Origin of the sequence: Burkholderia sp. JPY481 (assembly GCF_038900515.1) — a bacterium.
GTDB classification, from domain to species: Bacteria; Pseudomonadota; Gammaproteobacteria; order Burkholderiales; family Burkholderiaceae; genus Paraburkholderia; species Paraburkholderia youngii.
Map to the genome: position 1 here is coordinate 639,494 of NZ_JAYMRT010000001.1, position 24,987 is coordinate 664,480.

Annotated in this window: 25 protein-coding genes; 4 read left to right on the forward strand and 21 right to left on the reverse strand. The window is 64.0% G+C overall.

Going from position 1 to position 24,987, the window contains the following annotated elements:
- Positions 1-73 precede the first annotated feature (73 nt).
- The 6 genes from VSR82_RS02930 to ndk form a co-directional block, all read right to left on the reverse strand.
- Positions 74-703 carry a YfgM family protein gene (locus tag VSR82_RS02930; RefSeq protein ID WP_429458813.1) on the reverse strand — a complete coding sequence of 210 codons (630 nt, stop codon included), beginning with the start codon at positions 701-703 and terminating at the stop codon, positions 74-76.
- A 66-nt stretch (positions 704-769) separates the two neighbouring features.
- Complete coding sequence (gene hisS / locus VSR82_RS02935; protein ID WP_429458811.1) at positions 770-2,110, reverse strand: histidine--tRNA ligase; 1,341 nt, start codon at positions 2,108-2,110, stop codon at positions 770-772.
- A gap of 21 nt (positions 2,111-2,131) precedes the next feature.
- On the reverse strand, positions 2,132-3,448 hold the full coding sequence (gene ispG / locus VSR82_RS02940) for a flavodoxin-dependent (E)-4-hydroxy-3-methylbut-2-enyl-diphosphate synthase (protein WP_368586070.1): 1,317 nt from the start codon (positions 3,446-3,448) through the stop codon (positions 2,132-2,134).
- 85 nt (positions 3,449-3,533) lie between these two features.
- Complete coding sequence (locus tag VSR82_RS02945) at positions 3,534-4,652, reverse strand: helix-turn-helix domain-containing protein (protein ID WP_429458809.1); 1,119 nt, start codon at positions 4,650-4,652, stop codon at positions 3,534-3,536.
- Between the two features lie 214 nt (positions 4,653-4,866).
- Complete coding sequence (gene rlmN / locus VSR82_RS02950; protein WP_368586068.1) at positions 4,867-6,018, reverse strand: dual-specificity RNA methyltransferase RlmN; 1,152 nt, start codon at positions 6,016-6,018, stop codon at positions 4,867-4,869.
- Between the two features lie 218 nt (positions 6,019-6,236).
- Positions 6,237-6,662, reverse strand: coding sequence for a nucleoside-diphosphate kinase (gene ndk, locus VSR82_RS02955; RefSeq protein ID WP_429458807.1), 426 nt, complete (start codon positions 6,660-6,662; stop codon positions 6,237-6,239).
- A 268-nt stretch (positions 6,663-6,930) separates the two neighbouring features.
- Here ndk and VSR82_RS02960 point away from each other — a divergent pair, with 268 nt between their 5' ends.
- Positions 6,931-7,629: a Bax inhibitor-1/YccA family protein gene (locus VSR82_RS02960; RefSeq protein WP_018417558.1), complete on the forward strand. Its 699-nt coding sequence runs from the start codon at positions 6,931-6,933 to the stop codon at positions 7,627-7,629.
- Between the two features lie 145 nt (positions 7,630-7,774).
- Here the strand turns inward: VSR82_RS02960 and VSR82_RS02965 are convergent, their stop codons facing one another.
- The 10 genes from VSR82_RS02965 to VSR82_RS03010 all read right to left on the reverse strand — a co-directional run bounded on the left by VSR82_RS02965 (position 7,775) and on the right by VSR82_RS03010 (position 16,962).
- Positions 7,775-8,548: an MBL fold metallo-hydrolase gene (locus tag VSR82_RS02965; protein WP_429458805.1), complete on the reverse strand. Its 774-nt coding sequence runs from the start codon at positions 8,546-8,548 to the stop codon at positions 7,775-7,777.
- 7 nt (positions 8,549-8,555) lie between these two features.
- Positions 8,556-9,695 carry an NlpB/DapX family lipoprotein gene (bamC, locus tag VSR82_RS02970; protein WP_368586066.1) on the reverse strand — a complete coding sequence of 380 codons (1,140 nt, stop codon included), beginning with the start codon at positions 9,693-9,695 and terminating at the stop codon, positions 8,556-8,558.
- A 123-nt stretch (positions 9,696-9,818) separates the two neighbouring features.
- Entirely contained in the window at positions 9,819-10,736 is a 918-nt protein-coding gene (gene dapA, locus VSR82_RS02975; RefSeq protein WP_368586065.1) for a 4-hydroxy-tetrahydrodipicolinate synthase, read from the reverse strand.
- A gap of 43 nt (positions 10,737-10,779) precedes the next feature.
- Positions 10,780-11,382, reverse strand: a complete 603-nt coding sequence (locus VSR82_RS02980) for a class I SAM-dependent methyltransferase (RefSeq protein ID WP_368586064.1) — start codon at positions 11,380-11,382, stop codon at positions 10,780-10,782.
- A gap of 28 nt (positions 11,383-11,410) precedes the next feature.
- A complete protein-coding gene (locus VSR82_RS02985; RefSeq protein ID WP_429458802.1) occupies positions 11,411-12,613 on the reverse strand; it encodes a tryptophan--tRNA ligase in 1,203 nt (400 codons plus the stop codon).
- Between the two features lie 6 nt (positions 12,614-12,619).
- Complete coding sequence (locus VSR82_RS02990; protein WP_410847902.1) at positions 12,620-13,282, reverse strand: site-2 protease family protein; 663 nt, start codon at positions 13,280-13,282, stop codon at positions 12,620-12,622.
- A 65-nt stretch (positions 13,283-13,347) separates the two neighbouring features.
- Positions 13,348-13,983 carry an L-threonylcarbamoyladenylate synthase gene (locus VSR82_RS02995; protein WP_368586061.1) on the reverse strand — a complete coding sequence of 212 codons (636 nt, stop codon included), beginning with the start codon at positions 13,981-13,983 and terminating at the stop codon, positions 13,348-13,350.
- 113 nt (positions 13,984-14,096) lie between these two features.
- On the reverse strand, positions 14,097-14,927 hold the full coding sequence (locus VSR82_RS03000; protein WP_368586060.1) for a 3',5'-nucleoside bisphosphate phosphatase: 831 nt from the start codon (positions 14,925-14,927) through the stop codon (positions 14,097-14,099).
- A 176-nt stretch (positions 14,928-15,103) separates the two neighbouring features.
- Positions 15,104-15,988: an alpha/beta fold hydrolase gene (locus tag VSR82_RS03005; RefSeq protein WP_429458799.1), complete on the reverse strand. Its 885-nt coding sequence runs from the start codon at positions 15,986-15,988 to the stop codon at positions 15,104-15,106.
- A 71-nt stretch (positions 15,989-16,059) separates the two neighbouring features.
- Positions 16,060-16,962, reverse strand: a complete 903-nt coding sequence (locus tag VSR82_RS03010) for a ferritin-like domain-containing protein (RefSeq protein ID WP_429458797.1) — start codon at positions 16,960-16,962, stop codon at positions 16,060-16,062.
- A gap of 275 nt (positions 16,963-17,237) precedes the next feature.
- Between VSR82_RS03010 and VSR82_RS03015 the strand changes: the two genes are divergently transcribed.
- From VSR82_RS03015 to VSR82_RS03025, 3 genes are all read left to right on the forward strand, one after another.
- Positions 17,238-17,762, forward strand: a complete 525-nt coding sequence (locus VSR82_RS03015; protein WP_368586057.1) for a gamma carbonic anhydrase family protein — start codon at positions 17,238-17,240, stop codon at positions 17,760-17,762.
- A 63-nt stretch (positions 17,763-17,825) separates the two neighbouring features.
- Positions 17,826-18,776 (forward strand): Hsp33 family molecular chaperone HslO, encoded by a 951-nt coding sequence (gene hslO / locus VSR82_RS03020; RefSeq protein ID WP_368586056.1) that lies wholly within the window; start codon positions 17,826-17,828, stop codon positions 18,774-18,776.
- 206 nt (positions 18,777-18,982) lie between these two features.
- Positions 18,983-19,345, forward strand: a complete 363-nt coding sequence (locus VSR82_RS03025) for a hypothetical protein (RefSeq protein WP_368586055.1) — start codon at positions 18,983-18,985, stop codon at positions 19,343-19,345.
- Positions 19,346-19,442: 97 nt separating this feature from the next.
- Here the strand turns inward: VSR82_RS03025 and ftsB are convergent, their stop codons facing one another.
- From ftsB to VSR82_RS03050, 5 genes are all read right to left on the reverse strand, one after another.
- Positions 19,443-19,880 carry a cell division protein FtsB gene (gene ftsB, locus VSR82_RS03030; protein ID WP_368586054.1) on the reverse strand — a complete coding sequence of 146 codons (438 nt, stop codon included), beginning with the start codon at positions 19,878-19,880 and terminating at the stop codon, positions 19,443-19,445.
- A 113-nt stretch (positions 19,881-19,993) separates the two neighbouring features.
- The gene (gene eno, locus VSR82_RS03035; protein ID WP_013089800.1) at positions 19,994-21,277 is read right to left on the reverse strand and encodes a phosphopyruvate hydratase; all 1,284 of its coding nucleotides are present in this window, start codon (positions 21,275-21,277) and stop codon (positions 19,994-19,996) included.
- A 214-nt stretch (positions 21,278-21,491) separates the two neighbouring features.
- Complete coding sequence (gene kdsA / locus VSR82_RS03040; protein ID WP_013089801.1) at positions 21,492-22,346, reverse strand: 3-deoxy-8-phosphooctulonate synthase; 855 nt, start codon at positions 22,344-22,346, stop codon at positions 21,492-21,494.
- Positions 22,343-24,004 (reverse strand): CTP synthase, encoded by a 1,662-nt coding sequence (pyrG, locus tag VSR82_RS03045; RefSeq protein ID WP_368586053.1) that lies wholly within the window; start codon positions 24,002-24,004, stop codon positions 22,343-22,345. The genes kdsA and pyrG overlap by 4 nt, the downstream gene beginning before the upstream one ends.
- 143 nt (positions 24,005-24,147) lie before the next feature.
- Positions 24,148-24,951, reverse strand: a complete 804-nt coding sequence (locus tag VSR82_RS03050; protein ID WP_410847895.1) for an alpha/beta fold hydrolase — start codon at positions 24,949-24,951, stop codon at positions 24,148-24,150.
- Between the last annotated feature and the right edge of the window lie 36 nt (positions 24,952-24,987).

Sequence of the window (24,987 nt, forward strand, 5' to 3'; positions counted from 1 at the left end):
GACGAAGCATTCAGGAAATGGATTAAAGGAGACCGTCTTGCGGTCGTGGCTCGCGGCGCGCCGCGCGGGACGCTCAGCCGCCAAGCGCATCCAGCTTGAACTGGATCAGCTGGCGCGCCGAACTGTCGCTCTTCGACAGCGAGTCGAGCGCGAGCTTGTAGGCCGCGCGCGCGTCGTCGCGCTTGCCTTGGGCGGCGAGGAGGTCGCCGCGGCGGTCAGCCACGACGCCCTTGAAAGCATCGGATTGCGGCTCGGCCAGCAGCGCGAGGCCCTGGTCGTAAGCCTTGTCGTCGAGCAGCAGCGATGCCATGCGCAGCTTCGCGATCTGCTTGAACTCGTCGTCCTTAGCGTGATCGATCGCCCATTGCAGCTGCGCCTTAGCGCCGGCTTCGTCGCCAGCGGTGTAAAGCGCCTTGGCGGCGCCGAGCGCGGTCATCTGAGCGTAAGCGGTGTGGCCGAATTTGTCTTCCATGTCGGCGGCGACGCGCGCGATCTGCGCCTTGTCGCCCGATGCCGTGGCTTGTTGAACCTGGTCATACAGCACCGCCGCTTCCGCGGCCTGGCGACGCTGCCAGAAATTCCAGCCATTCCAGCTCGCGCCTGCCAGCAACACCATCAGCACGATCCACGTGGTCGCATTGCCCCACTGCTTCCACCATGCCTTCAGACTTTCGATCGATTCTTGTTCGTCGTGGTAACTCATTGCCCGGCGATTTCCTCATTCTTGCTATGTGTGCGTGTCGAGCCAGCCGGCTCGACGACATCGCGATCAGTCGTCGCCGTCTTCGGCGGATGCAACCATCGCATTGATTAGATATTCGGTCAAGTCTTCGGCGGGCACGTTCTGTTGCTCGTTCTTACCGCCATGAGCTTGGGTATCGCGCAGCGGTTTCACGCCGACCGTGCCATTGGCGATTTCGTCCTCGCCGAGCACGACCGCAAACGCGGCGCCGCTCGCATCGGCACGCTTCATCTGCGACTTGAAGCTTGCCGACTGACCGTCCGCGCTGCAATGCAGGATCACGTCGAGACCGGTATCGCGCAGACGCTCGGCGATGATGAACGCCTGCTCCCGCGCGGCGTCGCCCTGATGGACCACGTACACGTCGCAACCTTCGTCTTCCGGCACGAGCTGCTCTTCCTTCAGCAACTCGAGAATCCGCTCGATGCCCATCGCCCAGCCGCACGCAGCGGTGGGCTTGCCACCGAGCTGCTCGATCAGGGGATCGTAGCGGCCGCCCGCCGCGACCGTGCCTTGCGCGCCGAGCTTGTCGGTCACCCACTCGAACACGGTCAGATTGTAGTAATCGAGACCGCGCACGAGACGCGGATTGATCGTAAACGGAAGGTTGTTTGCCTTCAGAAGACGTTGCAGACCTTCGAAGTGCGCGCGCGATTCTTCGCCGAGAAAGTCGATCAGCTTGGGCGCGTTTTGCGCGACTTCCTGCAGCGCGGGATTCTTCGTATCGAGCACGCGCAGCGGGTTCGTATAGAGACGGCGCCTCGCGTCTTCGTCGAGCACGTCCATGTGCTTTTCGAGGTACGCGATCAACTCGACGCGATGCGCGGCTCGCTCTTCAGCGAGGCCCAACGAATTGATTTCGAGCTTGATGCCGGTCAGGCCGAGGTCGTCCCACAGACGCTGGCACATCATGATGATTTCCGCATCCGCATCCGGCCCCGCGAAACCGAGCGCCTCGACACCGACCTGGTGGAACTGGCGATAACGGCCGCGCTGCGGACGCTCGTGACGGAACATCGGTCCGATGTACCACAGGCGCTTCGGGCCGTCGTACAGCATGTTGTGCTCGATCGACGCGCGCACCACCGCCGCCGTGTTTTCCGGGCGCATCGTCAGGTTTTCGCCGTTCAATGCATCGGTGAAGCTGTACATCTCTTTTTCGACGATGTCGGTCACTTCGCCGATACCGCGCGTGAACAGCTGCGTATGCTCGACGATCGGCGTGCGGATATTCTGGTATCCGTATGAACGCAGCATCGACTTGACGGTGGTTTCGAAAAATTCCCAGAGCCCGGCTTCCTGCGGAAGGATGTCGTTCATGCCCTTCACGCCGGAAAGCTTCTCGAGCTTTTTCTTCTGTTCAGTCATCTGTGTTTCGATTGCCGGTATTTAGTTGAGCGCTTCGGCGCGGCCATAACGGCGCTCGACGTAGTCGCTCACGATTTGCTGGAATTCTTGCGCGATGTTCTCGCCGCGCAGCGTCTTCACCTTCTCGCCGTCGATGAACACCGGCGCGGCCGGGTTCTCGCCCGAGCCCGGCAGGCTGATGCCGATATTCGCTTGCTTCGACTCGCCCGGACCATTGACGATGCAGCCCATCACCGCGACGTGCATCTGCTCGACACCGGGGTACTGGTCACGCCACACCGGCATCTGCTGACGCAGATAGGTCTGGATCTGCGACGCGAGCTCCTGGAACAGCGTGCTCGTGGTACGGCCGCAGCCCGGGCACGCGATCACCATCGGCGTGAACGAGCGCAGGCCCATGGTTTGCAGGATTTCCTGGCCGACGATCACTTCGCCGGTGCGCGACGCGCCCGGTTCCGGCGTCAGGGAGATACGGATCGTGTCGCCGATGCCCTGCTGCAGCAGAACCGACAGCGCCGCGGTCGACGCGACGATGCCCTTCGAGCCCATGCCTGCTTCGGTCAGGCCCAGATGCAGCGCGAAATCGCAACGGCGCGCGAGTTCGCGGTACACCGCGATCAGATCCTGCACGCCGCTGACCTTGCACGACAGAATGATCTGGTCGCGCCCGAGGCCAAGTTCGACCGCGCGTTCCGCCGAGCCGATCGCCGACTGGATCAGCGCTTCGTACATCACGCTTTGCGCTTCCCACGGAGTAGCGCGCGACCCGTTTTCATCCATCATTTTGGCGAGCAGGTCCTGGTCGAGACTGCCCCAGTTCACGCCGATGCGCACCGGCTTGTCGTATTTGACCGCTGCCTCGATCATCTGCGCGAACTGTGTGTCGCGCTTCGCGCCGTGCCCGACGTTGCCAGGATTGATCCGGTACTTCGACAACGATTCCGCACAGCCCGGATAGTCGCGCAGCAGCAGATGGCCGTTGTAATGGAAGTCGCCGACGAGCGGCACCATCACGCCCATGCGGTCGAGTTGCTCGCGGATCGCCGGCACGGCAGCCGCCGCTTCCGGCGTATTCACGGTGATACGCACCAGTTCGGAACCGGCTTGCGCCAGTTCCTTGATCTGGATAGCAGTGCCGATCGCGTCGGCAGTGTCGGTGTTGGTCATCGACTGCACGCGCACCGGCGCATCGCCGCCGATGGTCACGAGCTGGCCGCCCCAACGGACGTTGACCGCATGCGATTTGCGCCGCATCGCGGGGCCGCCGAACACCGGCTCTTCTGAAACGATCTTGCTACAGGATTGGGATTGAGCTTCGGTTTGCATCGAAAAACCCATTTACGCCGCACGCGCTATGCAAAAACGCAGCGCCTCAATTGAAAAAGCGCCGCGGGCCGGTTGGCCGCGGCGCGTACCGTATCTGTCAAGGCAGCGCAAAGCGCGCCACATTGCCCTTGGCTGCCGCATATTTCGACGGATCGACCGGCTGGCCGTCGAGCGTCACCGACTCGAGACCCGCCTTGTTGCCAACCGTCACCTTGAACGGACCGGCGCCCGTCACTTCCTTCGGGTCGCCAGCATGCACGAGGCCGGAGAACAGTTCCTTGCCGTTCTTGTCACGCACGCTGAACCAGCTGTCCTGCGTCACGCGCAGCGCGACGACCGACTCGCCGGGCGCTGGCGTAACCGCCGGTGCCGACGCGTTCGCCACGACCACCGGTGCACTTGCGCTCTCCATGGCGGCCTGTGCCTGAGCCTGTGAGCCGGCTTTCGCTGCCGTCGCCGCGGTATTCGCGGTCGGGGCCGAGCCCGGCGCGGTGCCGGTGGCAAGCGGTGCGGGCATCGGCGTTGCCGACGCAGACGCCGCATTATCCGCGCTCCCGGCGTTGTCCGCCGTGACCGCCGCATCCGGCGCCGATGCGCCCTCCGCCGTCGCCGGACCCTGCGCGACCGCTCCCGACGCCGCCGTGTCGCTGCTCGTCGAACTATTCGCGCTGGCCTTCAGGCGCGCGAGCCACGCGGATGAATCGCCGCCGTTGGTGCGCCACATGCCGAGCGCGATGACCGCGACGACGATCGCCGCAATACCCCATAGCCACGAACGACTCTTGTGTCCGCTGTCACCGAGCGACAGCGAAACCTTGCCGCGCGGCAGGTCCTTACCGGATGACGCGGGCATCGACAGATTCGGCGCCGGCACTCCTCTCTCGCGACGCAGCGCCGCCGTAAAAGGCGCCGGATCGGCGCCGAGCATTTTCGCGTAGCTGCGCACGACGCCGAGTGCGAACGTCGTGTCCGGCAGATGGCTGATGTCGCCCGCCTCGAGCGCGCTCAGCTTGACGACCGATACCTTCAGCCGCGCCGACACGTCCTCGATCGCCCAGCCCTTCGACTCGCGCAACTGGCTCAAGCGCGCGCCAACCGCTGCCAACGAATCGAGGGCCGGCTGCACGACCGGCTGTACCACCGCCCTTGCAACGGGTGCCGGATGGCCATCGTTCGTGTCTGTCTCGTGCGGCTGCGGGTGCTGCGGCTCACTCATCCCAAATCCTTTCGCGTCGATTCTTTTAATCGTGCGACCGGACGGGCTCGAGCCTCACGTCCAAATCGCAGACCGTTTATAACAAAATGCGCGGCTTTGTGTGCCGCTCCCGATCGATTCTGCAAACTTTCTTTTCAACCGCCAGGTGGTATCGGAGCATTTTTGCGCTCGCACTGCTTTCCGCCGAACGCCGACGCCCTGCTGCACCTGGCGATTACACGGCGCGAACCTCGATCACCTTCGCCGCCTTCCCGGTGCGCTCAGCAAGTCGCGTGCGGTCTTTCACCGCGCCGGCCAGCTGACCGCAGGCAGCATCGATATCGTCGCCGCGGGTTTTGCGCACGGTGGTGACGACGCCAGCGTCCATCAACACCTGTGCAAACCGCTTGATCTGTTCCGTCTTCGAGCGGACGAGGCCCGATTCGGGGAACGGATTGAACGGAATCAGATTGAACTTGCACGGCACGTTGCGCGTAACGGCGAGCAGCTCGCGTGCGTGCGCCTCGCTGTCGTTCACGCCATCGAGCATGCAATATTCGAACGTAATGAAATCGCGCGGCGCCACTTTCAGGTAGCGCTCGCACGCCGCCATCAGCTCGCGCAGCGGATACTTTTTGTTGAGCGGCACCAGCACGTCGCGCAGCGCGTCGTTCGACGCATGCAGCGACACCGCGAGCGCCACGGGCAAGTCCGCGCCGAGCCGGTCCATCATCGGCACGACGCCCGAAGTGGACAACGTGACTCGCCGGCGCGACAGACCGTACGCATTGTCGTCGAGCATCAGACGCATGGCCGGCACGACCGCGTCGTAATTGAGCAGCGGCTCGCCCATCCCCATCATCACGACGTTCGTAACGACGCGCTCGCCCTTGCCGTCGCCGCCCATCGCGCGGCCGCCGGCATCGCCACGCGACGCGCGCAGCGCAAACTCGGCCATGCGCAACTGGCCGATGATTTCGCCGGTGGTGAGATTGCGGGAGAACCCCTGCTTGCCGGTCGAGCAGAATCGGCAGTTGACCGCGCACCCCGCCTGCGACGACACACATAGCGTGCCGCGCGTTTCTTCAGGGATGTACACGGTTTCAACGGCGTTGCCATTACCGACGTCGATCAGCCACTTGCGCGTGCCGTCCGACGAAATATGATCGCTGACAACGCCCGGCATTGTGATCGTGGCGCGCCCTTTGAGCTTTTCGCGCAAAGACTTCGCGAGATCGGTCATGCCGTCGAAGTCGGCAGCGTTGTATTGGTGAATCCAGCGCTGCAATTGCTTGGCGCGAAACGGTTTCTCGCCCAGGCTATCGCAATAGGCGACGAGCCCTTGGGCGTCGAGGTCGAGAAGGTTGACGGAGGGACTGCTCGTCATATCGAATCCTGCCATTTCAGTGCGAGACTACGTTCATGCAACAAGCTGCATGAACGCCATGCCGCTCGCGCCCATTCCTGCTGCTTTTACCTTACTACTTTTGCCGTGCACCGCGCGCGATTCATGCGATAAAACGATTCGACCGCACGAAACGCGCCACGCGAGAGACGGCTCGCGATACGCGGCTGAGGTCACTGCCCGACCTCAGCGCGAGGCGCTCAACGCGAGTAGACGTTGACTTGGGGGAAGAAGAATGCGATTTCAACCGCAGCCGTTTCCGGACCGTCCGAACCGTGCACGGCGTTGGCGTCGATGCTGTCGGCGAAGTCAGCACGGATCGTGCCCTTTTCCGCCTTCTTCGGGTCCGTCGCACCCATCAGGTCACGGTGCTTCAAGATCGCGTTTTCGCCTTCCAGCGCCTGCACAATCACCGGACCTGAGATCATGAATTCGACGAGGTCCTTGAAGAACGGACGTGCTGCGTGCACAGCGTAGAACTTCTCGGCGTCAGCACGCGACAGATGAACCATGCGCGATGCCACGATCTTCAGACCAGCGTTTTCGAAACGGGTGTAGATCTGGCCGATCACGTTCTTGGCCACTGCGTCCGGCTTGATAATCGACAGGGTGCGCTCGATCGCCATAAAAACTCCAAAAAATTAAGAGGTTACAGATTTAAATGAATCCGCTATTGTAGCATGTTCTCGTGTATCATTGCGATTGAACCCTTACAGCATTGAAAGGATCAAGGCAAGGGGTGCAAAATACTGGTAGCGTAGGCCATGGAGGCGACTGGAGGGTATTGAAACTCCGTGCCGCCGCGCTAATCTTACGGATGAACGTTGCGCCCGCCGGCGCTTCGCAAATTCCGTATCACCATCACGAAACACGCTTCCGAGGTAAGGAGAGACCATGAACGAACATCCGTATATGTTTGGCCGCAACGGCGCGGTCAGCACGGTCGAAACACGCAACCGCGTTCTACGGAATACCTACTGGCTGCTCGCGCTGTCCATGATTCCGACCGTACTCGGCGCGTGGGTCGGCCTTGCCACCGGATTCTCGCTGTTCGCCGCCACCAGCCCCGCCATGAGCATGCTGGCGTTCTTCGCGATCGCGTTCGGCTTCATGTTCGCGATCCAGCGCACCAAAGATAGTGCCGTCGGCGTATTCGTACTGCTTGGCTTCACGTTCTTCATGGGGCTGATGCTGTCGCGCATCCTCGCTTTCGTGCTCGGCTTCTCGAACGGCCCGTCGCTGATCATGCTCGCGTTTGGTGGCACTGGTGTGATCTTCGCGGCCATGGCGACCATTGCCACGGTCAGCAAACGCGACTTCTCGGGCCTCGGCAAGTGGCTCTTCATGGGCGTGATCGTGATCCTGCTGGCTTCGGTCGCGAACGTGTTCCTGCAACTGCCGGCACTGATGCTGACGGTCTCGGTCATGGCAATCGTGATCTTTTCCGCCTACATCATGTTCGACGTGCAGCGCGTCGTGAACGGCGGTGAGACGAACTACATCACCGCGACGCTAGCGATCTACCTGGATCTGTATAACGTGTTCGTCAACCTGCTTGCGCTGCTCGGCATTTTCGGCGGCAACCGCAATTAAGCTTGGCCGGTCGCGCGGCGTGCCCTACGCCGCCTCGACGCTCAAGGCAAAAGCCCATAACGATTGCTCGTTATGGGCTTTTTTCATTACCTGACTACGTGACGCATACTGCGCGGCACGACCGGAAGCCAACTCCGCACCGCAGTCACAGAGTCAACCACGCGAAACCTTCACTCTGCGACGCAACCACCACCTCGGTGGGAGCCGCGCCAAGCACACCCGCGAGCGCCGCCTGCGCGAGTTCCGGCAGATTGTTCTGTTGGCTCAGATGCGCGGCGACCAGATGCCGCAATCGCGAGCGGTCGAGCGACGCGAGGATTTCAGCCGCCGCATCATTGTTCAGATGCCCGTGATTGCCGCCGATACGCGCCTTAAGCGACGGCGGATAACGACTGCCCGCGAGCATCTGCACGTCGTGATTGCATTCGAGCACGAGTGCGTCACAACCACTCAGCACCGCGCTGATATGCGGGGTGGACGTGCCCACGTCGGTGAGCACGCCGAGTCGGCTTGCGCCGTTCGAGAACACGTATTGCAGCGGTTCGCGGGCGTCGTGCGGAACGGTATAAGGGAGAACGCTGAGCTCGCCGATTGCTACCGCCTCGTCGCCCCACAGCACCTGCAGGTCGACATCGGCTTCGTCGGCGCCCGCCGCGCGCGCGGTGCCCCAGCTCATGTACAGCGGAATCGACCACTTGCGCGCCAGCGTCACTGCGCTGCCGATGTGATCGCTATGTTCATGCGTAATCAGAATCGCGTCGAGATGCTCGGCGCTCGCGCCGAGCCGCGCGAGACGCCGCTCGACTTCGCGGGCGGAAAACCCGCAGTCGAGCAGCACGCGCGTCGTGCTCGCGCCGCTGTGCGCTTCCACCAGCAGCGCGTTGCCTTCACTGCCGCTGCCGAGACTTGCGAAGCGCACGACCCACCTAGTTCAGTTGCGCGTGCAGCAGCGACACGATGCGCTGCGCGTCCGACGACGTATCGATCTGTCCGTTCGCGTCGACGACCGCAACCTGCGTCACGGCGTCGCCTTTCGCGCGCACGTTGACGAGGAATTCCTGGCCCGGCTTGCGCGTCGAATTGCCGCTGTAGAAGAGTTTGCCGAACAGGCCTTCCTTCTTCAGTTCCTGCATCGAATCCGCATAGCGGACGTAGTAGATGCCCTTCTCGCGATCGCGGTTGTCGACCGTGAAGTTGGTGCGATCGAGCGCGAGGCCCACACGCAGCCAGGCGCGGTCGAACGACTCCTGCAGATCGAGCGTCGACGCGCCCGCGTTCTGCTCGATGGTGGTCGGCGCGCTGGCCGGGCGCGCGTCGGTCAGCAGCTGCTTCGACTGCGCTTCGGTCAGGCCGAACTTCTGCATCAGCTTGGCGAGGAACAGCGCCTCGAGCGCCGGGTCACGCGGACGCTCTTCCCAGCGCGAAGACGTCTTGTCCTGCCCGGTCATCACCTCTTCCATCGCGCTATGCGTGATCGAGATATCCGTCGCGCTGTCCGAACCGCGCGATACCAGCGTGCGGAAACTGTCGCGGGTGCCCGACGAATAGGCGAAGTCGATCACCTTGCCGATCGTGCGGCGGAACCAGTCGTCCGGAATGTTCGCGCGATTTTCGGCCCAGTCGGTTGTCATGATGCCGGTGGCCGGCGCGTCGGTCTTCAGCACGAAGCCGTTCTCCTGCCAGAACTCCTGCAGCTGCGGCCACAGCTGTTCCGGTGAACGGCCGTCTACCACCAGCCAGCGACGGTCGCCGTCGCGCTCGATATGCATGCCGAGCGGATCCTGCGCGTTCGGCTGACCTTCGGTCGCGTTGCCAGCGGCCGTGACAGCGCGCGTCGGCGAGCCACCGAGCGCCAGATTCGCGGGCGGCGCCACATAACGCTGGTCGTTCGGCGACGTGCTCAGGTCGCTCGGCACGGCGAGCGGCGGCGCGCTCGAGGTCGCCTTGTAGTTGACGCGGTCGGAAGCGAACCAGTCGTTCAGCGTGTCACAGCCGGCGAGCGTCGACAGGGCAAGCGCCAGCGCCGCCATGCGGGTTGCGTGGAGGGAAAGTGCGGAACGTTTCATGAGGTCCTTCGTGATGCTGGAACGCGATGCCTCGTTCGATCTGCCGGGAACGTGGGCTGAAGCGACGTCGGTTAATGAAATGCCGGTGGCGGTCTGGCGTGGGCGGCTGGACGGGCGGGCCGTTCAGCCGAGCAGGCCCGCTTCGCGCAGCGCGCCGCGCACCACTTCGTGGTATTGCGCGTCGAGCGGCGTGAGCGGCAGGCGGATGCCGCCCTGCACACGCCCCAGTTGCTGCAGCGCCCACTTCGCCGGAATCGGATTCGCTTCGGCAAACAGGTACTTGTGCAGCGACAGGAGTTTCAGATGAATCTCGCGCGCGGTCTTCGCGTCCGCTGCGAGCGCGGCCTTGCACAGCTCGCTCATGGCGCGCGGCGCGACGTTCGCGGTCACCGAAATATTGCCGTGACCGCCGAGCAGCATCAGCGCGATCGCAGTGGGATCGTCGCCGCTATAGATGCTGAAGTTTGCCGGCGCCGACTTGATCAGATGCGCGGCGCGGTCGATGTTGCCCGTGGCTTCCTTCACGCCGATGATCCCCGGCACCTGCGCGCAGCGCAGGATGGTCTCGTTGCTCATGTCGGCGACGGTGCGGCCCGGCACGTTGTACAGGATCACCGGCAGATCGACGCTTTCGGCGATCTTCGCGAAATGGCGGTAGATGCCTTCCTGGGTCGGCTTGTTGTAGTACGGCACGACCTGCAGCGTGGCATCCGCGCCGACGTCTTTCGCGTGCTGCGTGAGTTCGATCGCCTCAGCGGTGGAGTTGGCGCCCGCGCCCGCGATGACAGGAATGCGTCCAGCGGTGTGGTCGACCGCGGTCTTGACCATCAGCACGTGTTCTTCGACCGACAGCGTGGCCGACTCGCCGCTCGTGCCGACCACGACTAGCGCATTCGTGCCTTCCTCGATGTGCCAGTCGATCAGTTTGCGAAACGCCGGCAGATCGAGGCTGCCGTCTTCGAGCATCGGAGTGATGATGGCAGGAATGCTGCCGCGGATCTGAACGCCGTCCTGGTGACCGCTGTGGTTGCCGTTAGTCATGAAACGCCATGAATATGATCAGGTAAACCGCGATTGTAGCGGATTAGCCAGCCAACTCGTAACAAGGTGGAACTGTTGCTCGTGCGGGATCATTCGCACGTGCCGCTTCCCGAACCGCGCAGATGCGCTGAACGTAGGCCGGACGCGGCTCGGCGAGAAATCCGTCCTGAAACGCGATCACCCGCAGTTGGCCCCGCACGATCTCGAGCAGCTCGCCGGGCGCGAGTAAAAACGCCGGATTGGAGGGTTTGCCGACGCTTTCGTTTCCTTGCGCAAAGGTCTCGTAAACCAGTACGCCGCCGGGCGAGAGCGCGCGCAGCAACTGCGGAAAAAGCGGCCGGTGCAGGTAATTGGTGACCACGACGGCGGCGAACGCCGCATCGCCCGGCAATGGCCACGGCGCGCCTTCGAGATCGGCCACGACAGGCGTGACGAGCGGCGCGTCACGCAGCAGGTCCAGGGCGACGGCATCGCGATCGATTGCGGTGACCGGATGGCCGAGCGACGCGAAAAAGCGCGCGTGCCGCCCAGCCCCCGATGCCACGTCGAGCACCGCCCCGCCCGCCGCGATCAGGTGCGCCCAGTGACGCACCCAGCGCGACGGTTCACCGAGGCCATGCAAGCCAGCGGAAACGGGCGTGCTCATCGCTGCGGCGCGGCGCCTCGAGTGCGCATCAGTTGTACGACAGCCCCATCGCCTCGCGAACGTCGCGCATCGTTTCGGTCGCGAAGCGGCGCGCCTTGTCGCAGCCGTCAGCGACGATCGCGCGCAACAGCGACGGGTCGTCCATGTACTTCTGCGCGCGCTCGAGCATCGGCTGCTGCTCGCGTAGAATCCCTTCGACGACCGGCTGCTTGCAATCGAGGCAACCGATGCCCGCCGAGCGGCAGCCTTTCTGCACCCACTCGTGGGTCGCTTCGTCGGTATAGACCTGATGCAGCTGCCACACCGGGCACTTGTCCGGATCGCCCGGATCGGTGCGGCGCACGCGCGCGGGGTCGGTCGGCATCGTGCGAACCTTCTTAGTGATCGTTTCCGCGTCTTCGCGCAGACCGATGGTGTTGCCGTACGACTTCGACATCTTCTGGCCGTCGAGGCCCGGCATGCGCGACGCCTCGGTCAGCATCGCCTGCGGCTCGACGAGGATGATTTTGCGCGAACCTTCGAGATAGCCGAACAGGCGCTCGCGGTCGCTCATCGACAGGCTTTGCGATTCCTGCAGCATCGCCCGCGCGCGTTCGAGCGCTTCGTCGTCGCCTTCCTGCTGATACGCGTTGCGCAACTCGTGGTAAAGCTTCGAGCGCTTGCCCCCGAGCTTCTTCGCGGCTTCGTTCGCTTTTTCCTCGAAGCCCGGCTCGCGGCCGTACAGGTAGTTGAAACGACGAGCGATTTCGCGCGTCATCTCGACGTGCGGCACCTGGTCTTCACCGACCGGTACGAGCGAGCCGCGATACAGCAGAATGTCCGCCGCCATCAGCACCGGATAGCCGAGGAAGCCGTAAGTGGACAAATCCTTGTCCTTCAGCTTTTCCATCTGCTCTTTGTAGGTCGGCACGCGCTCGAGCCAGCCGAGCGGCGTGCTCATGCCGAGCAGCAGCGCGAGCTCGGCATGCTCGGGCACCCGACTCTGGATGAACAGCGTCGCCTGCGCCGGATCGATGCCGGAAGCGAGCCAGTCGACCAGCACGTCCCACACGTTCTTTTCGATCACTTCGGGCGTTTCGTAGTGCGTCGTCAGCGCGTGCCAGTCGACCACGCAGAAAAAGCACGGGTACTCGGACTGCAGCCGCACCCAGTTTTTCAGCACGCCGTGATAGTGGCCGAGGTGCAGCGACCCGGTGGGCCGCATGCCGGAGAAGATACGGTCTGGGAACATGGTTATTTAGAAAAGCGAGACAAGAGGAGTCAGAATTGCGGTGATCGCGCTATAGCCGAGCGTAACGAGTGGCCTCAACCAGAAACGCGTGAGCGTGCCCGTCATCACGAGCGCCATCACGATGAAAAAGCCGTACGGCTCGAGCCGCGACAACGCGATCGATTGCTTCGGCGGCAACAGGGCCATCACCACACGACCGCCATCGAGCGGCGGCAGCGGAAACAGGTTCAGCACGCCGAGCACGAGATTGACGCCGACGCCCGCGCCCGCCATACGTGTAAAAAACGGTTCGTTGACATTGAGCACCGCCAGCACGATGCCGAATACGCCCCAGAGCAGAGCCTGGACAAAGTTGCATACCGGCCCGGCCGCCGCCACCCACAGGCTGCCCCAGCGCGGATTGCGCAGATTGCCGAACGCGACCGGCACCGGCTTCGCATAGCCGAACATGAACGCGCCGCTCGTCGCGAAGTACAGCAGCAACGGAATCGCGATCGTGCCGAGCGGATCGATATGCCGCATCGGGTTGAGCGACACGCGGCCGAGCACGTACGCGGTGTTGTCGCCGAGCCAGCGCGCGACGTAGCCGTGCGCGGCCTCGTGCAGCGTGATCGCGAAGATCACCGGCAGCGCGTACACCGCAATTGTCTGTATCAGGGAAGAATCCATAACTCGCTATTGTAACAATGCGCTCGCGCGTGTCTGTCCGCTTTCACTCGGGCCGCTCGGGCCGCTCACGCCGTTTCCTCGAGGCCGAACGGCTCGAGCGGGCCGCGCCCTGCCCGCACCAGGACCGGCTCGGAGCCGGTCAGATCGATCACGGTGGACGGCTCGCACACGCACGCGCCGCCGTCGATCACCAGATCGAGCTGCTTTTCGAGCCGCGCGCGAATTTCCTCTGGGTCGTTCAGCGGCTCCGTTTCGCCGGGCATGATCAGCGTCGTGCCGAGCAGTGGCTGGCCGAGCTCCTCGAGAATCGCGAGCGTAATCGCGTGATCCGGCACGCGCAGACCGATCGTCTTGCGCGACGGGTGCGACACGCGTCGCGGCACTTCCTTGGTGGCCTGCAGCACGAACACGTACGGACCCGGCGTCACCGATTTCAGCAGCCGATACTGCCAGTTGTCCACCATCGCAAAATTGGCGAGCTCCGACAGATCGCGCACGAGCAGCGACAGCAGCTGCTTTTCGTCCAGTCCACGAATACGCCGCAGGCGTTCGACCGCATCCTTGTCGTCGAGACGGCAGGCGAGCGCGTAGGTCGAATCGGTCGGCAAGGCGACCAGGCCGCCGTCGTTGATGATCTGCGCGGCCTGCTTGACGAGGCGCGGCTGCGGATTGTCGGGATGAAGCCGAAAGTATTGCGACATGGAGACTCACGATCGCGGCAGACGAACCGCGGCGGATGGGCTGCGGCGAGCAGAGCGGGTGCCGCATCCAGCCGGCCCGCGCGCGAGACGTGCCGTTCCGGCACAGCGCGCGGTCACAGCCAGCGTTCCCAGACGGGCTTCAGATCGGCGGGTAGCGGCGGCAGTGTGCCGAGTTCGATGCGGCCTTCGCCTGGCGCATGGAAGTCGGAACCGCGCGAGGCCTCGAAACCATAGCGACGCGCGACGTCCGCATATTCGCGGTATTGGTCGGGCGTGTGGCTGCCGGTCACGACCTCGATCGCCTTGCCGCCGAGGTCGATGAATTCGCCAAAGAATGCGTCGAATTCGAGTTGCGAATAGGCATAGCGACCCGGATGCGCGACGATCGCGACGCCGCCGGCGGCCTCGATCCAGCTGAGCGCGTCGGCGAGCTTGGCCCAGCGATGCGCAACGTAGCCCGGCTTGCCGTCGCCGAGATAGCGGTCGAACACTTCCTGGGTGTTTGTGCAGTGGCCGTGCTCGACCATGAAGCGCGCGAAATGCGTGCGCGACATCATGTCGGGATTCGACACGTAATGGAGCGCGCCTTCGTACGCGTCTGGAATGCCGAGCGTGGCCAGTTGCTCGCCGATTGCCTCGGCGCGCGCGGCGCGGCCGTCGCGGGTGCGGGCCAGACCGTCGATCAGGACCTGGTTGGTCGGATCGATGCCGAGTCCGACGATGTGCACGGTGCGCCCCGCCCACGTAACCGAAATCTCGACGCCGCTCAGGTAGTTCATGCCGAGCGCCTCGGCCGCGGTGCGCGCCTCTTGCTGGCCGCCCACTTCGTCGTGATCGGTGAGCGCCCACAGCGTCACGCCGTTCGCGTGCGCGCGGCGCGCGACGTCGGTCGGCGCGAACTGGCCGTCGGAAACGGTGGAATGGCAGTGAAGATCGGCGTTCATCGTGGTCCTGGAAGGGTTCTGCGGTCATTTTACTGCAATGCAGTAAGGGTCCGCAGGGGTATCTAGCGACGCCGGCTGCGCTTGTCCGTGTGCCGCAAGGTCAGGACCGGGCGGTGCCGAGACCAACGTCCGGGCGACCCGCGAGCGCCCTTTCAACCGTAGCCTCAGGCACGACGTCAGGCACAGAAACCCTCGATCAACGCGGCGACCTGCTCCGGCTGGTCGTGATGCACCATGTGCCCCGCACCATCGATGATCTTCTCGCGCCAATCGGCAAACGCGTGGAAACGCGTCTTGAATTCGTCGAGCGGCACGTCGCCGGCGATTCGCGCGAGCGTCGGCGAGCCGGCGGCCTCGACGTGCAGCACCTTCGCGCTGACCTTGCGCCATACCGCCATCACCTCGTCGAGACGATACAAGGTCGGGCCGCGGACCTTGTGCGCCGGGTCGGCGAGCAGCATGAAGCGCCCCTCGCCATCCGGCTTCGACCAGTGTTGCGCGAGAAACTGCGCGCGCCGCGGATCGAGGCGCGGATTGGTTTTGATCAGGCGCGCGGCGACCTCGTCGAGCGACGCGTAGCGCTTCAGCTGCGGTGGATCGCGCAATTCGTCGAGCCAGTTCAGCAGGCGCTTCGGCGCCTGCGCCGGATGCGAATGCGCGAGCCCGAAGCCTTCCAGATCGACCACGCGCCGCACCCGCTGCGGCCGCACGCCCGCGTACAGGCACACGATGTTCGCACCCAGGCTGTGACCGACGAGGTTCACCTCGCCGTCGGGCGCGTAGTGGTCGATCAACGCGTCGAGATCGCCGAGATAGTCCTGCACCCAGTAGCTGCCGCCGCCACGCTCGGCCACCGGCCAGTCGGACAGACCGAAGCCGCGCTGGTCCGGCGCGATCACCTGCCAGTCGCCGCCGAGCGCATCGACGACGAACTGGAACGACGCGCCGACGTCCATCCAGCCGTGCAGCATGAACAGTATCGGCGCGTCGGGACGGCCCCAGCGCCGCACGTGCAGCCGGACGCCATGCGCGGTAACGAACTCAGAGCGGGATGTATTCATCGGCGGCGCACTCGAAAAAAGAATGGTCGTTCGATTATAGGGCGGGCGCCGCAACAGGTGGTAACGGATTATTAGGGTGACGCCCGGTCGTCCGTAGCCTGTGGGCCTTGCCGCGCATCCTGGCGTGCGAGCGCGGCGAGCTCGGCGTCGTCGAAACCAGCGTCGCGGCGTGCTTCGAAATTGAACGGGCCACGCAGTTTCGGCGCGTGATACCGGTCGGCCAGACGCAGATACGTTTGGTGCGGATCGAGGCCGTCCGCGCAGCACAGGTGCCGGAACCAGCGGTTGCCGATCAGCACGTGGCCGATTTCATCGCGCAGGATCACGTCGAGAATCGCCGCCGACGCGTGATCGCCGGCCTGCTGCAGACGCGCGCGGATCGGCGGCGACGCGTCGAGGCCACGCGCTTCGAGCGTCCGCGGCACGAGCGCCATGCGCGCGAGCACGTCGCCCCGAGTGCGCTCGCACATGTCCCACAGGCCGGCGTGCGCCGGGAAATCGCCGTATGCGTGGCCGTATTCGGCGAGACGCGCGGCGAGCAGCGAGTAGTGGTATGCCTCTTCGGCGGCGACCTTGAGCCAGTCGATATAGAACTCACCGGGCATGCCGGAGAAGCGCCAGACGGCGTCGAGCGCGAGATTGATCGCGTTGAACTCGATGTGCGCGAGCGCGTGGAGCAGCACCGCGCGCCCCTGCGGCGACTGCATGCTGCGTCGCCCGAGCTGGCGCGGCTCGACCAGTTCCGGCCGTTCGGGGCGGCCCGGCAGGCCGGCGGGCTCGGCGAGATCGAGGCCGGCGTCACAGAGCACGCGGCCATCGAGTACCGCAGCGTGCAGTTCGCGGGCCGCCGCGGCCTTTGCGGCCGGTTCCCGCTCGCACAACGCAGCGAGCGCGGCGCGGCGCGCGCACAGCGGCTCGTCGTGAGAAATCGATGCGGGAGAAGCGACGGAAACGGGCGAAGGGACGGACGTCATGACAAATGGATAGGCGATGAAAGCGTTGAAGCCCACGGAGAGAGGGCGCCCGGCCCGCACGCGAGCGGCTCAAGCACACAACCGTTTACAATACCCGATTCGACCACCCGGCGCGCTTTAGGGCACGCCCGTCAGTTGGCGACGCAGAACCGCCAAACTCCTCGCACCGCGCCGGGCGCACGCCGCCCCGCCCATGCGAGGCAATCGATCAGACACCCATCGTGCACGGCATCGGAGCCGCCCCAAGGCCCGGCTCCGACCGACAAGGAGACATTGTGACGATTTACAAGCTGGGCGAAGCCGCCCCGATCATTCATGAAAGCGTGTTCGTCGCGGATTCGGCGAACATCATCGGCAACGTGACGCTCGAGGAGAACGCGAGCGTGTGGTTCGGTGCGACGCTGCGCGGCGACAATGAGCCGATCACGATCGGCGCCGGCAGCAACGTGCAGGAAAACGCGGTGCTGCACACCGACCCCGGCTATCCGCTGACGGTCGAGTCGAACGTGACGATCGGCCATCAGGCGATGCTGCACGGCTGCACGATCAAGGAAGGCGCGTTGATCGGAATTCAGGCGGTGGTCTTGAATGGCGCGGTGATCGGCCGCAACTGTCTGGTCGGAGCGGGTGCCATCGTCACCGAGGGCAAGGTGTTTCCCGACAATACGCTGATCCTCGGCGCGCCCGCGAAGGCGGTGCGCGAACTGACGGAAGCGGATATCGCCAACCTGCAGCGCGCCGCGGCAAGCTATGCCGGCCGGCGCGAGTATTTCAAGGCGCAGCTCGTACGCATCGGCTAGACGGCCGGCGCGCGGCGCGCAAAGGCGCGGCATCACGCCGCGTCATTCCAGCGAGGAAAAGTTGTGAGCGACCAGTTGCAAAAATTCATGTTCAGCGCGGCGCCGGTGCGCGGCGAGATCGTTTCCCTGCGCAATACCTGGCAGGACGTGCTGACGCGCCGCGATTATCCGGCGCCCGTGCGAACGATTCTCGGCGAAATGATGGCCGCGTGCGCGCTGCTGTCGGCGAACCTGAAGTTCGACGGCACCCTCGTCATGCAGATTTTCGGCGACGGCCCGATCAAGATGCTGGTCGTGCAGTGCAGCTCGAACCTGACGATGCGCGCCACCGCGAAGCTGTCCGGCGAAGCCGCCCATACGATCGACGACTCGACCTCGCTGATCGACCTGGTGAACGCGAGCGGCCACGGCCGCTGCGTGATCACGCTCGACCCGACCGACAAGCAGCCCGGCCAGCAGCCGTACCAGAGTATCGTGCCGCTTTCGGGCGCGAATGGACCGCTGAAGTCGATCGCCGAAGTGCTCGAGCACTACATGCACCACTCCGAACAGCTCGACACGCGCATGTGGCTCGCGGCAAACACCGAGCGCGCGGTCGGCATGCTGCTTCAAAAGCTGCCGGGCGATGGCGGCATCGTCCCGCATCCGGGCGAGCTCGACGCGGATACGTGGGAGCGCGTGTGCACGCTCGGCGGCACACTGTCACAGGACGAATTGCTGAAGGAAGAACCGGAGACGGTGTTCCGGCGCCTGTTCTGGCAGGAAAACGTCCAGCATTTCGAGCCGGTCACCGCGCGCTTCGAATGCACGTGCTCGCGCGAAAAAGTCGCCGCGATGCTGAAGATGCTCGGCCGCGATGAAGTCGACGGCGTGATCGAAGAACGCGGCCACGTCGAGATTCACTGCGAGTTTTGCAATCAGCGCTACGAGTTCGACCCAGTCGACGTCGCGCAACTTTTCGTCGCCGGCGGACTCTCACAAGGCGTGACGCCGGCGGCCGCGCAGCGGCACTAAACCCGCGCTTTCGCTGAAGCGGAGTGCGTGCCCACGAAGTGATCGCGCATTACGACGGAAGTCCTGACCGCGCCGCCCCATGCCTCGTCACGGCTCGGGCGGCGCGTTGCATTTGAGCGCCGCGTTGATACATTGGAAGGATGCGTCACCGCGTGTTGGAAGACGCCTGCTCGAGCCTCGGACCTCGGACCGATGGAGATTCGACCATGAAGCACACGCTTTCGTTGATCCTGGCCGTCCTCACGGGCTGCGCGGCGCTGACCGCCTGCTCGATCGATCCGCCGGGCCCTGCGCCGATTCTGAGCCGACTGCCGCCCGACCAGGCGGAGGCCATCAGCCATACACAGACGCTGACACCGGAGGAACGCGCGCGCTACGACGCGATCGAGCAACAGGTCATGTTCGAACAGAATCAGGCGATCGCCACGGACGCCGCCGCGCAAGCCTGGTCCCGCTATTACTCGCGCTCGCCGCCCGTAAGGTTTTCCTTGGGCTTCTCGAGCGGCGGCTGGGGACGTGGCTGGGGGACTGGGGTCGGGGTCGGGTTCGGGCCGTATTGGGGGTGGTAGCAGCGAATCCTGCAGCCCAATAAACAAAAAGCGCGGTTCATGATGAACCGCGCTTTTTTTGCGCCCTTCGTGCAAGGTGGATTCGAGATATCGAACCTCAGTGCGCCGGCTTCTTCTCCTTTGCAGCCGCCGCCTTCCCGCCATGCTTGCGATCCGGCTTCGCACGCGACTCCGGATTCGGCACCACGTGTAGCGGCGCGGCCGACACCTCGCCGCGGGTCGACGTATCCACCGACGGCGTGTTCGCCAACGGCAGCGGCTGGTTCGGCGACACGAATTGCACGAACACTTCGCCGTCCTTGACCATGCCCATTTCGTAGCGCGCGCGCTCTTCGACCGCGGCGGTGCCGTTCTGCAGATCCTGCACTTCGCCCTGGATGCGCTCGTTGCGCAGCTTCGCGTCGGCATTCTTCTGCAATTGCTGCGCGAGTTGGCCCTGCAACTCATGCACGCGCAGCCAGCCGCCGTGCCCCCACCAGAGCGGGTACTGGATTAACGCCAGCAGAACGATCAGGACAGCAGTGACAAGCCGCATGAAGTAAGCACAATAAATACGCGCCGCCCTGCGCTATACGCAGGGCGGCGAGGTCAATCAGAAACGAAGGATAACCGGCTCATCGATCGGCGGGAACAATCTGGCGAATACGCTTAGCGCAGATTGTAGAACGCCGACTTGCCCGGGTAGCTCGCGATATCGCCGAGATCTTCCTCGATACGCAGCAGCTGGTTGTACTTCGAGATGCGATCCGAACGCGACAGCGAGCCGGTCTTGATCTGGCCGGCGTTTAGACCGACGGCGATGTCCGCGATCGTCGAGTCTTCGGTTTCGCCCGAGCGGTGCGAAATCACGGCCGTGTAGCCCGCGCGCTTGGCCATTTCGATCGCTGCGAAGGTTTCCGTCAGCGTGCCGATCTGGTTGATCTTGATCAGGATCGAGTTAGCGATGCCCTTCTCGATGCCTTCCTTCAGGATGCGCGTGTTCGTGACGAACAGGTCGTCGCCGACCAGCTGGACCTTGTCGCCGAGCTTGTCGGTCAGGATCTTCCAGCCTTCCCAGTCGCCTTCGTGCATGCCGTCTTCGATCGACACGATCGGGAACTTGTCGGCGAGGTTCGCGAGGTAATCCGCGAATTCCGTCGACGACAGCTGCAGGCCTTCGCCCGCGAGCTGGTACTTGCCGTCATGGTAGAACTCGCTGGCCGCGCAGTCGAGTGCGAGCAGCACGTCTTCACCGGCGCGATAGCCTGCTTTCTCGATGGCTTGCAAAATGGTGGACAGGCATTCCTCGTTGCTGCCGAAGTTCGGCGCGAAGCCGCCTTCGTCGCCGACTGCCGTGCTCATGCCGCGATCCGACAGGATCTTCTTCAGCGCGTGGAACACTTCGGCGCCGCAGCGCAGCGCCTCGCGGAAGCTCGGTTGGCTGACCGGAACGATCATGAATTCCTGGATGTCCAGGCTGTTGTTCGCGTGCGCGCCGCCGTTGACGATGTTCATCATCGGCACCGGCAGTTGCATCGCGCCCGAACCGCCGAAGTAGCGATACAGCGGCAGGCCGGCTTCTTCAGCGGCGGCTTTCGCGACGGCCATCGACACGGCCAGCATCGCGTTCGCGCCGAGGCGCGACTTGTTGTCGGTGCCGTCGAGCTCGAGCAGAGTCTTGTCGAGGAACGCCTGCTCGGAAGCGTCGAGACCCATGATCGCTTCGGAGATTTCAGTGTTGATGTGCTCGACGGCCTTCAGCACGCCCTTGCCGCCGTACCGGCCGGCTTCGCCGTCGCGCAGTTCGATCGCTTCGCGCGAGCCGGTCGACGCGCCCGACGGCACGGCTGCGCGGCCCATCGTGCCCGACTCGAGCAGCACGTCGCATTCGACGGTGGGGTTGCCTCGCGAATCGAGAATCTCTCGACCGATGATGTCTACGATAGCACTCATGGTTTCCTCAAAGGATGACGTTGAATTCTTTACTCTGACACTGTATCGCGCTGCCGATCCGGAGTTGGTGCCTTAGCGCCTACTCCGGTCCCATGCAAGGCAACTGCCGGCCTCCCCGACAGACAACTCGCGCGCCGATACGTTCGACGACCATTATGCGAAAACGCCGCGGGTCATTATCGAGAGCAATCGTGACACGCGGCGCACACCTGAATCAGTTGAAGTCGCTTTCGAGGAACGGGCCGCGCTTGACGGCCTGGTCGAGTGTGACGAGCGTCTCGAGCAGGTCGGCCATGCGATTGAGCGGCACCGCATTGGGCCCGTCCGACTTCGCTTGCGCCGGATTCGGGTGCGTTTCCATGAACAGGCCCGCGACGCCGACCGCCACCGCGGCACGCGCGAGCACCGGCACGAATTCGCGCTGACCGCCCGAGCTCGTGCCCTGACCGCCCGGCAACTGCACCGAGTGCGTCGCGTCGAACACGACCGGCGCGTTGGTCTCGCGCATGATCGCGAGCGAACGCATGTCCGACACGAGGTTGTTATAGCCGAACGATACGCCGCGCTCGCACGCCATGAAGCGGTCTTCCGACAGACCCGCTTCACGCGCGGCGTCGCGCGCCTTGTCGATCACGTTCTTCATGTCGTGCGGCGCGAGAAACTGCCCCTTCTTGATGTTGACCGGCTTGCCCGAGCGCGCGCACGCGTGGATGAAGTCGGTCTGACGGCACAGGAACGCGGGCGTTTGCAGCACGTCGACGACCGACGCGACCTGCTCGATCTCGTGCTCGGCGTGCACGTCGGTCAGCACCGGCAGGCCGAGCTGGCGCTTCACTTCCGACAGGATGCGCAGACCTTCGTCCATGCCCAGACCGCGAAACGACTTGCCGCTGCTGCGATTGGCCTTGTCGTACGACGACTTGTAGATGAACGGAATGTTCAGCTTCGCGCAGATTTCCTTCAGGCGGCCGGCCGTGTCGATCGTCATCTGTTCGGATTCGACGACACAGGTACCGGCGATCAGGAAAAACGGCTTGTCGAGCCCGATTTCGAAATCGCCCAGTTTCATGCTTTCTCCTCGACCCTCGACTGCTGATGCGCGAGCGCCGCTTCGACGAACGACTTGAACAGCGGATGACCGTCACGCGGCGTGGACGTGAATTCCGGGTGGAATTGCACGCCGACGAACCACGGGTGCATGCTGCGCGGCAGCTCCATCATTTCCGGCAGATCCTCGCTCGGGGTACGGGCGCTAATGATGAGGCCACCGCCTTCGAGCTGGGGCACGAAACGGTTATTCACCTCATAACGGTGACGATGACGCTCGTTCACATCCGTGCCGTAGATCTCTTCGGCGAGCGTGCCGGGCTTGATCGGGCAACGCTGCGAACCCAGACGCATCGTGCCGCCGAGGTCCGACTCTTCGGTGCGCTTCTCGACGCGGCCTTCGCGGTCGTACCACTCGGTGATCAGCGCGACCACGCGGTTCTTCGTTTCCTGATCGAACTCGGTGCTGTTCGCGTCCTTCAGGCCGACCACGTCACGCGCGAATTCGATCACCGCGAGCTGCATGCCGAGGCAGATGCCGAGATACGGCACCTTCGCTTCGCGTGCGTAGCGGATCGCAGCGATCTTGCCTTCGGTGCCGCGACGGCCGAAGCCGCCCGGCACGAGCACCGCGTCGAGATGCTTGAGGCTTTCGACGCCTTGCGTTTCTATCTCTTCGGAGTCGATGTACTCGATATTCACACGCGTCGACGTATGCATCGACGCATGGCGCAGCGCTTCGATCAGCGACTTGTACGACTCGGTCAGATCGACGTACTTGCCGACCATGCCGATCGTCACTTCGTGCTTCGGGTTCTGCAGCTTGTCGACGAGGTCCGACCACATGGAGAGATCGGCCGCCTTCGGCGTGAGCTTCAGCTCTTCGCAGATGATCGCGTCGAGACCCTGGTCGTGCAGCATCTGCGGAATCTTGTAGATGCTGTCCGCGTCCCACACGGAAATCACCGCGTCTTCGGGCACGTTCGAGAACAGCGAGATTTTCGCGCGCTCGTCGTCCGGAATGCGGCGGTCGGCGCGGCACAGCAGCACGTGCGGCGAGATGCCGATTTCGCGCAGCTTCTGCACGCTGTGCTGGGTAGGCTTGGTTTTGAGCTCGCCGGCCGTGGCCACCCAGGGCACCAGCGTGAGGTGCACGAAGCACGCGCTGTTGCGGCCGAGGCGCAGGCTCATCTGACGCGCCGCTTCGAGGAACGGCAGCGATTCGATGTCACCCACCGTGCCACCCACTTCGACGATCGCGACATCCGGCTCGCCGCACGTCGCAGAAGCTGCGCCGCGTTCGACGAATGCCTGGATTTCGTTGGTGATGTGCGGAATGACCTGCACGGTCTTGCCGAGATAATCGCCGCGGCGTTCCTTGCGGATAACCGATTCGTAAATCTGGCCCGTGGTGAAGTTGTTGGCCTTGCGCATCTTCGTGCTGATGAAGCGCTCGTAGTGGCCGAGGTCGAGGTCGGTTTCCGCTCCGTCTTCCGTCACGAACACTTCGCCGTGCTGAAACGGGCTCATCGTGCCGGGGTCGACGTTGATGTAGGGATCGAGTTTGAGGAGGGTGACTTTAAGACCGCGCGATTCGAGGATCGCGGCGAGGGAAGCGGCGGCAATACCCTTGCCGAGGGAAGATACTACGCCGCCGGTGACGAAAACATATTTGGTCATCGCTGGATGCTCGCGGGAAAAACGGATTATACCGTAAAGGATGGTCCCGACCCAGCAAAAAACGACCGCCCCGCCGCGTGCCGATGCCGCGTCGGGCGGCAGCCGGCGCAGCAGTTTGGGGCCCGCTTCGTGCGCGCAGTGCGTCAGGCGGTTCGCTCCAGCTCGCGCAACATGCGTTGCACCGCGCGCGCGGTTTCGATCGGCTTTTCCATCGGATACAGATGGCTGCCCTCGATCCACTCGACGTGACCGCCGGTCGCACGCCGCGTCGCGTCGAGACCGACCTGGCGAATTTCCTTCGAGTGCGTGCCGGCGATGAACCCGACCGGCACCGCCGCGCCGCGCGCGAGCCGCGCGCCGAGCGTATGCGGCAAAGTTCGGTAGATCTGGTATTCGGTGCGACGATCGAACGCGAGCAAGCGGGTGCCGTCGGGCGAACTCTGCGGAATGCCGAAGTCGATGTAGTCGGACAGCATGCGCTCGTCCCAGCGCGCGAACGCGGGTTTCGAATGGAAGTGCCGCCAGGCTTCGTCGCGGCTCGCCCATTGCGTGCGGCGCTTGCGCGTCGCGGCGGCGGGCGACAGCCGCTCGTCGAGCCCGGTCCATTGCGACACGCGCAGCATGCTGCTGCGCCAGCCGGCGATCACCGGCGAGTCGAGCATCACGACGCCCCTCACCCACTGCGGCTTTTTCAGCGCCGCCATCACCGACAGATAACCGCCGAGCGAATGCCCGACGAGCCACACCGGCTGCTCGTACCTGCGCGCGATATCGTCGAGCAGTTGCTCGACCAGATGGGGCCAGTCCTGCGTGACCGGAAAGCGCGGATCATGACCGATCCGCTCGATTGAGCGCACCTCGTAGTCGTCGGAGAGTTCGGCGAAGATGGTCCGGTAAGTCGAGGCCGGAAAGCCGTTCGCGTGCGAGAAATGGATGATGTTTTTCAACTGCGGCAATCTCCGTGGTGTTTTTTACGCGCGGGC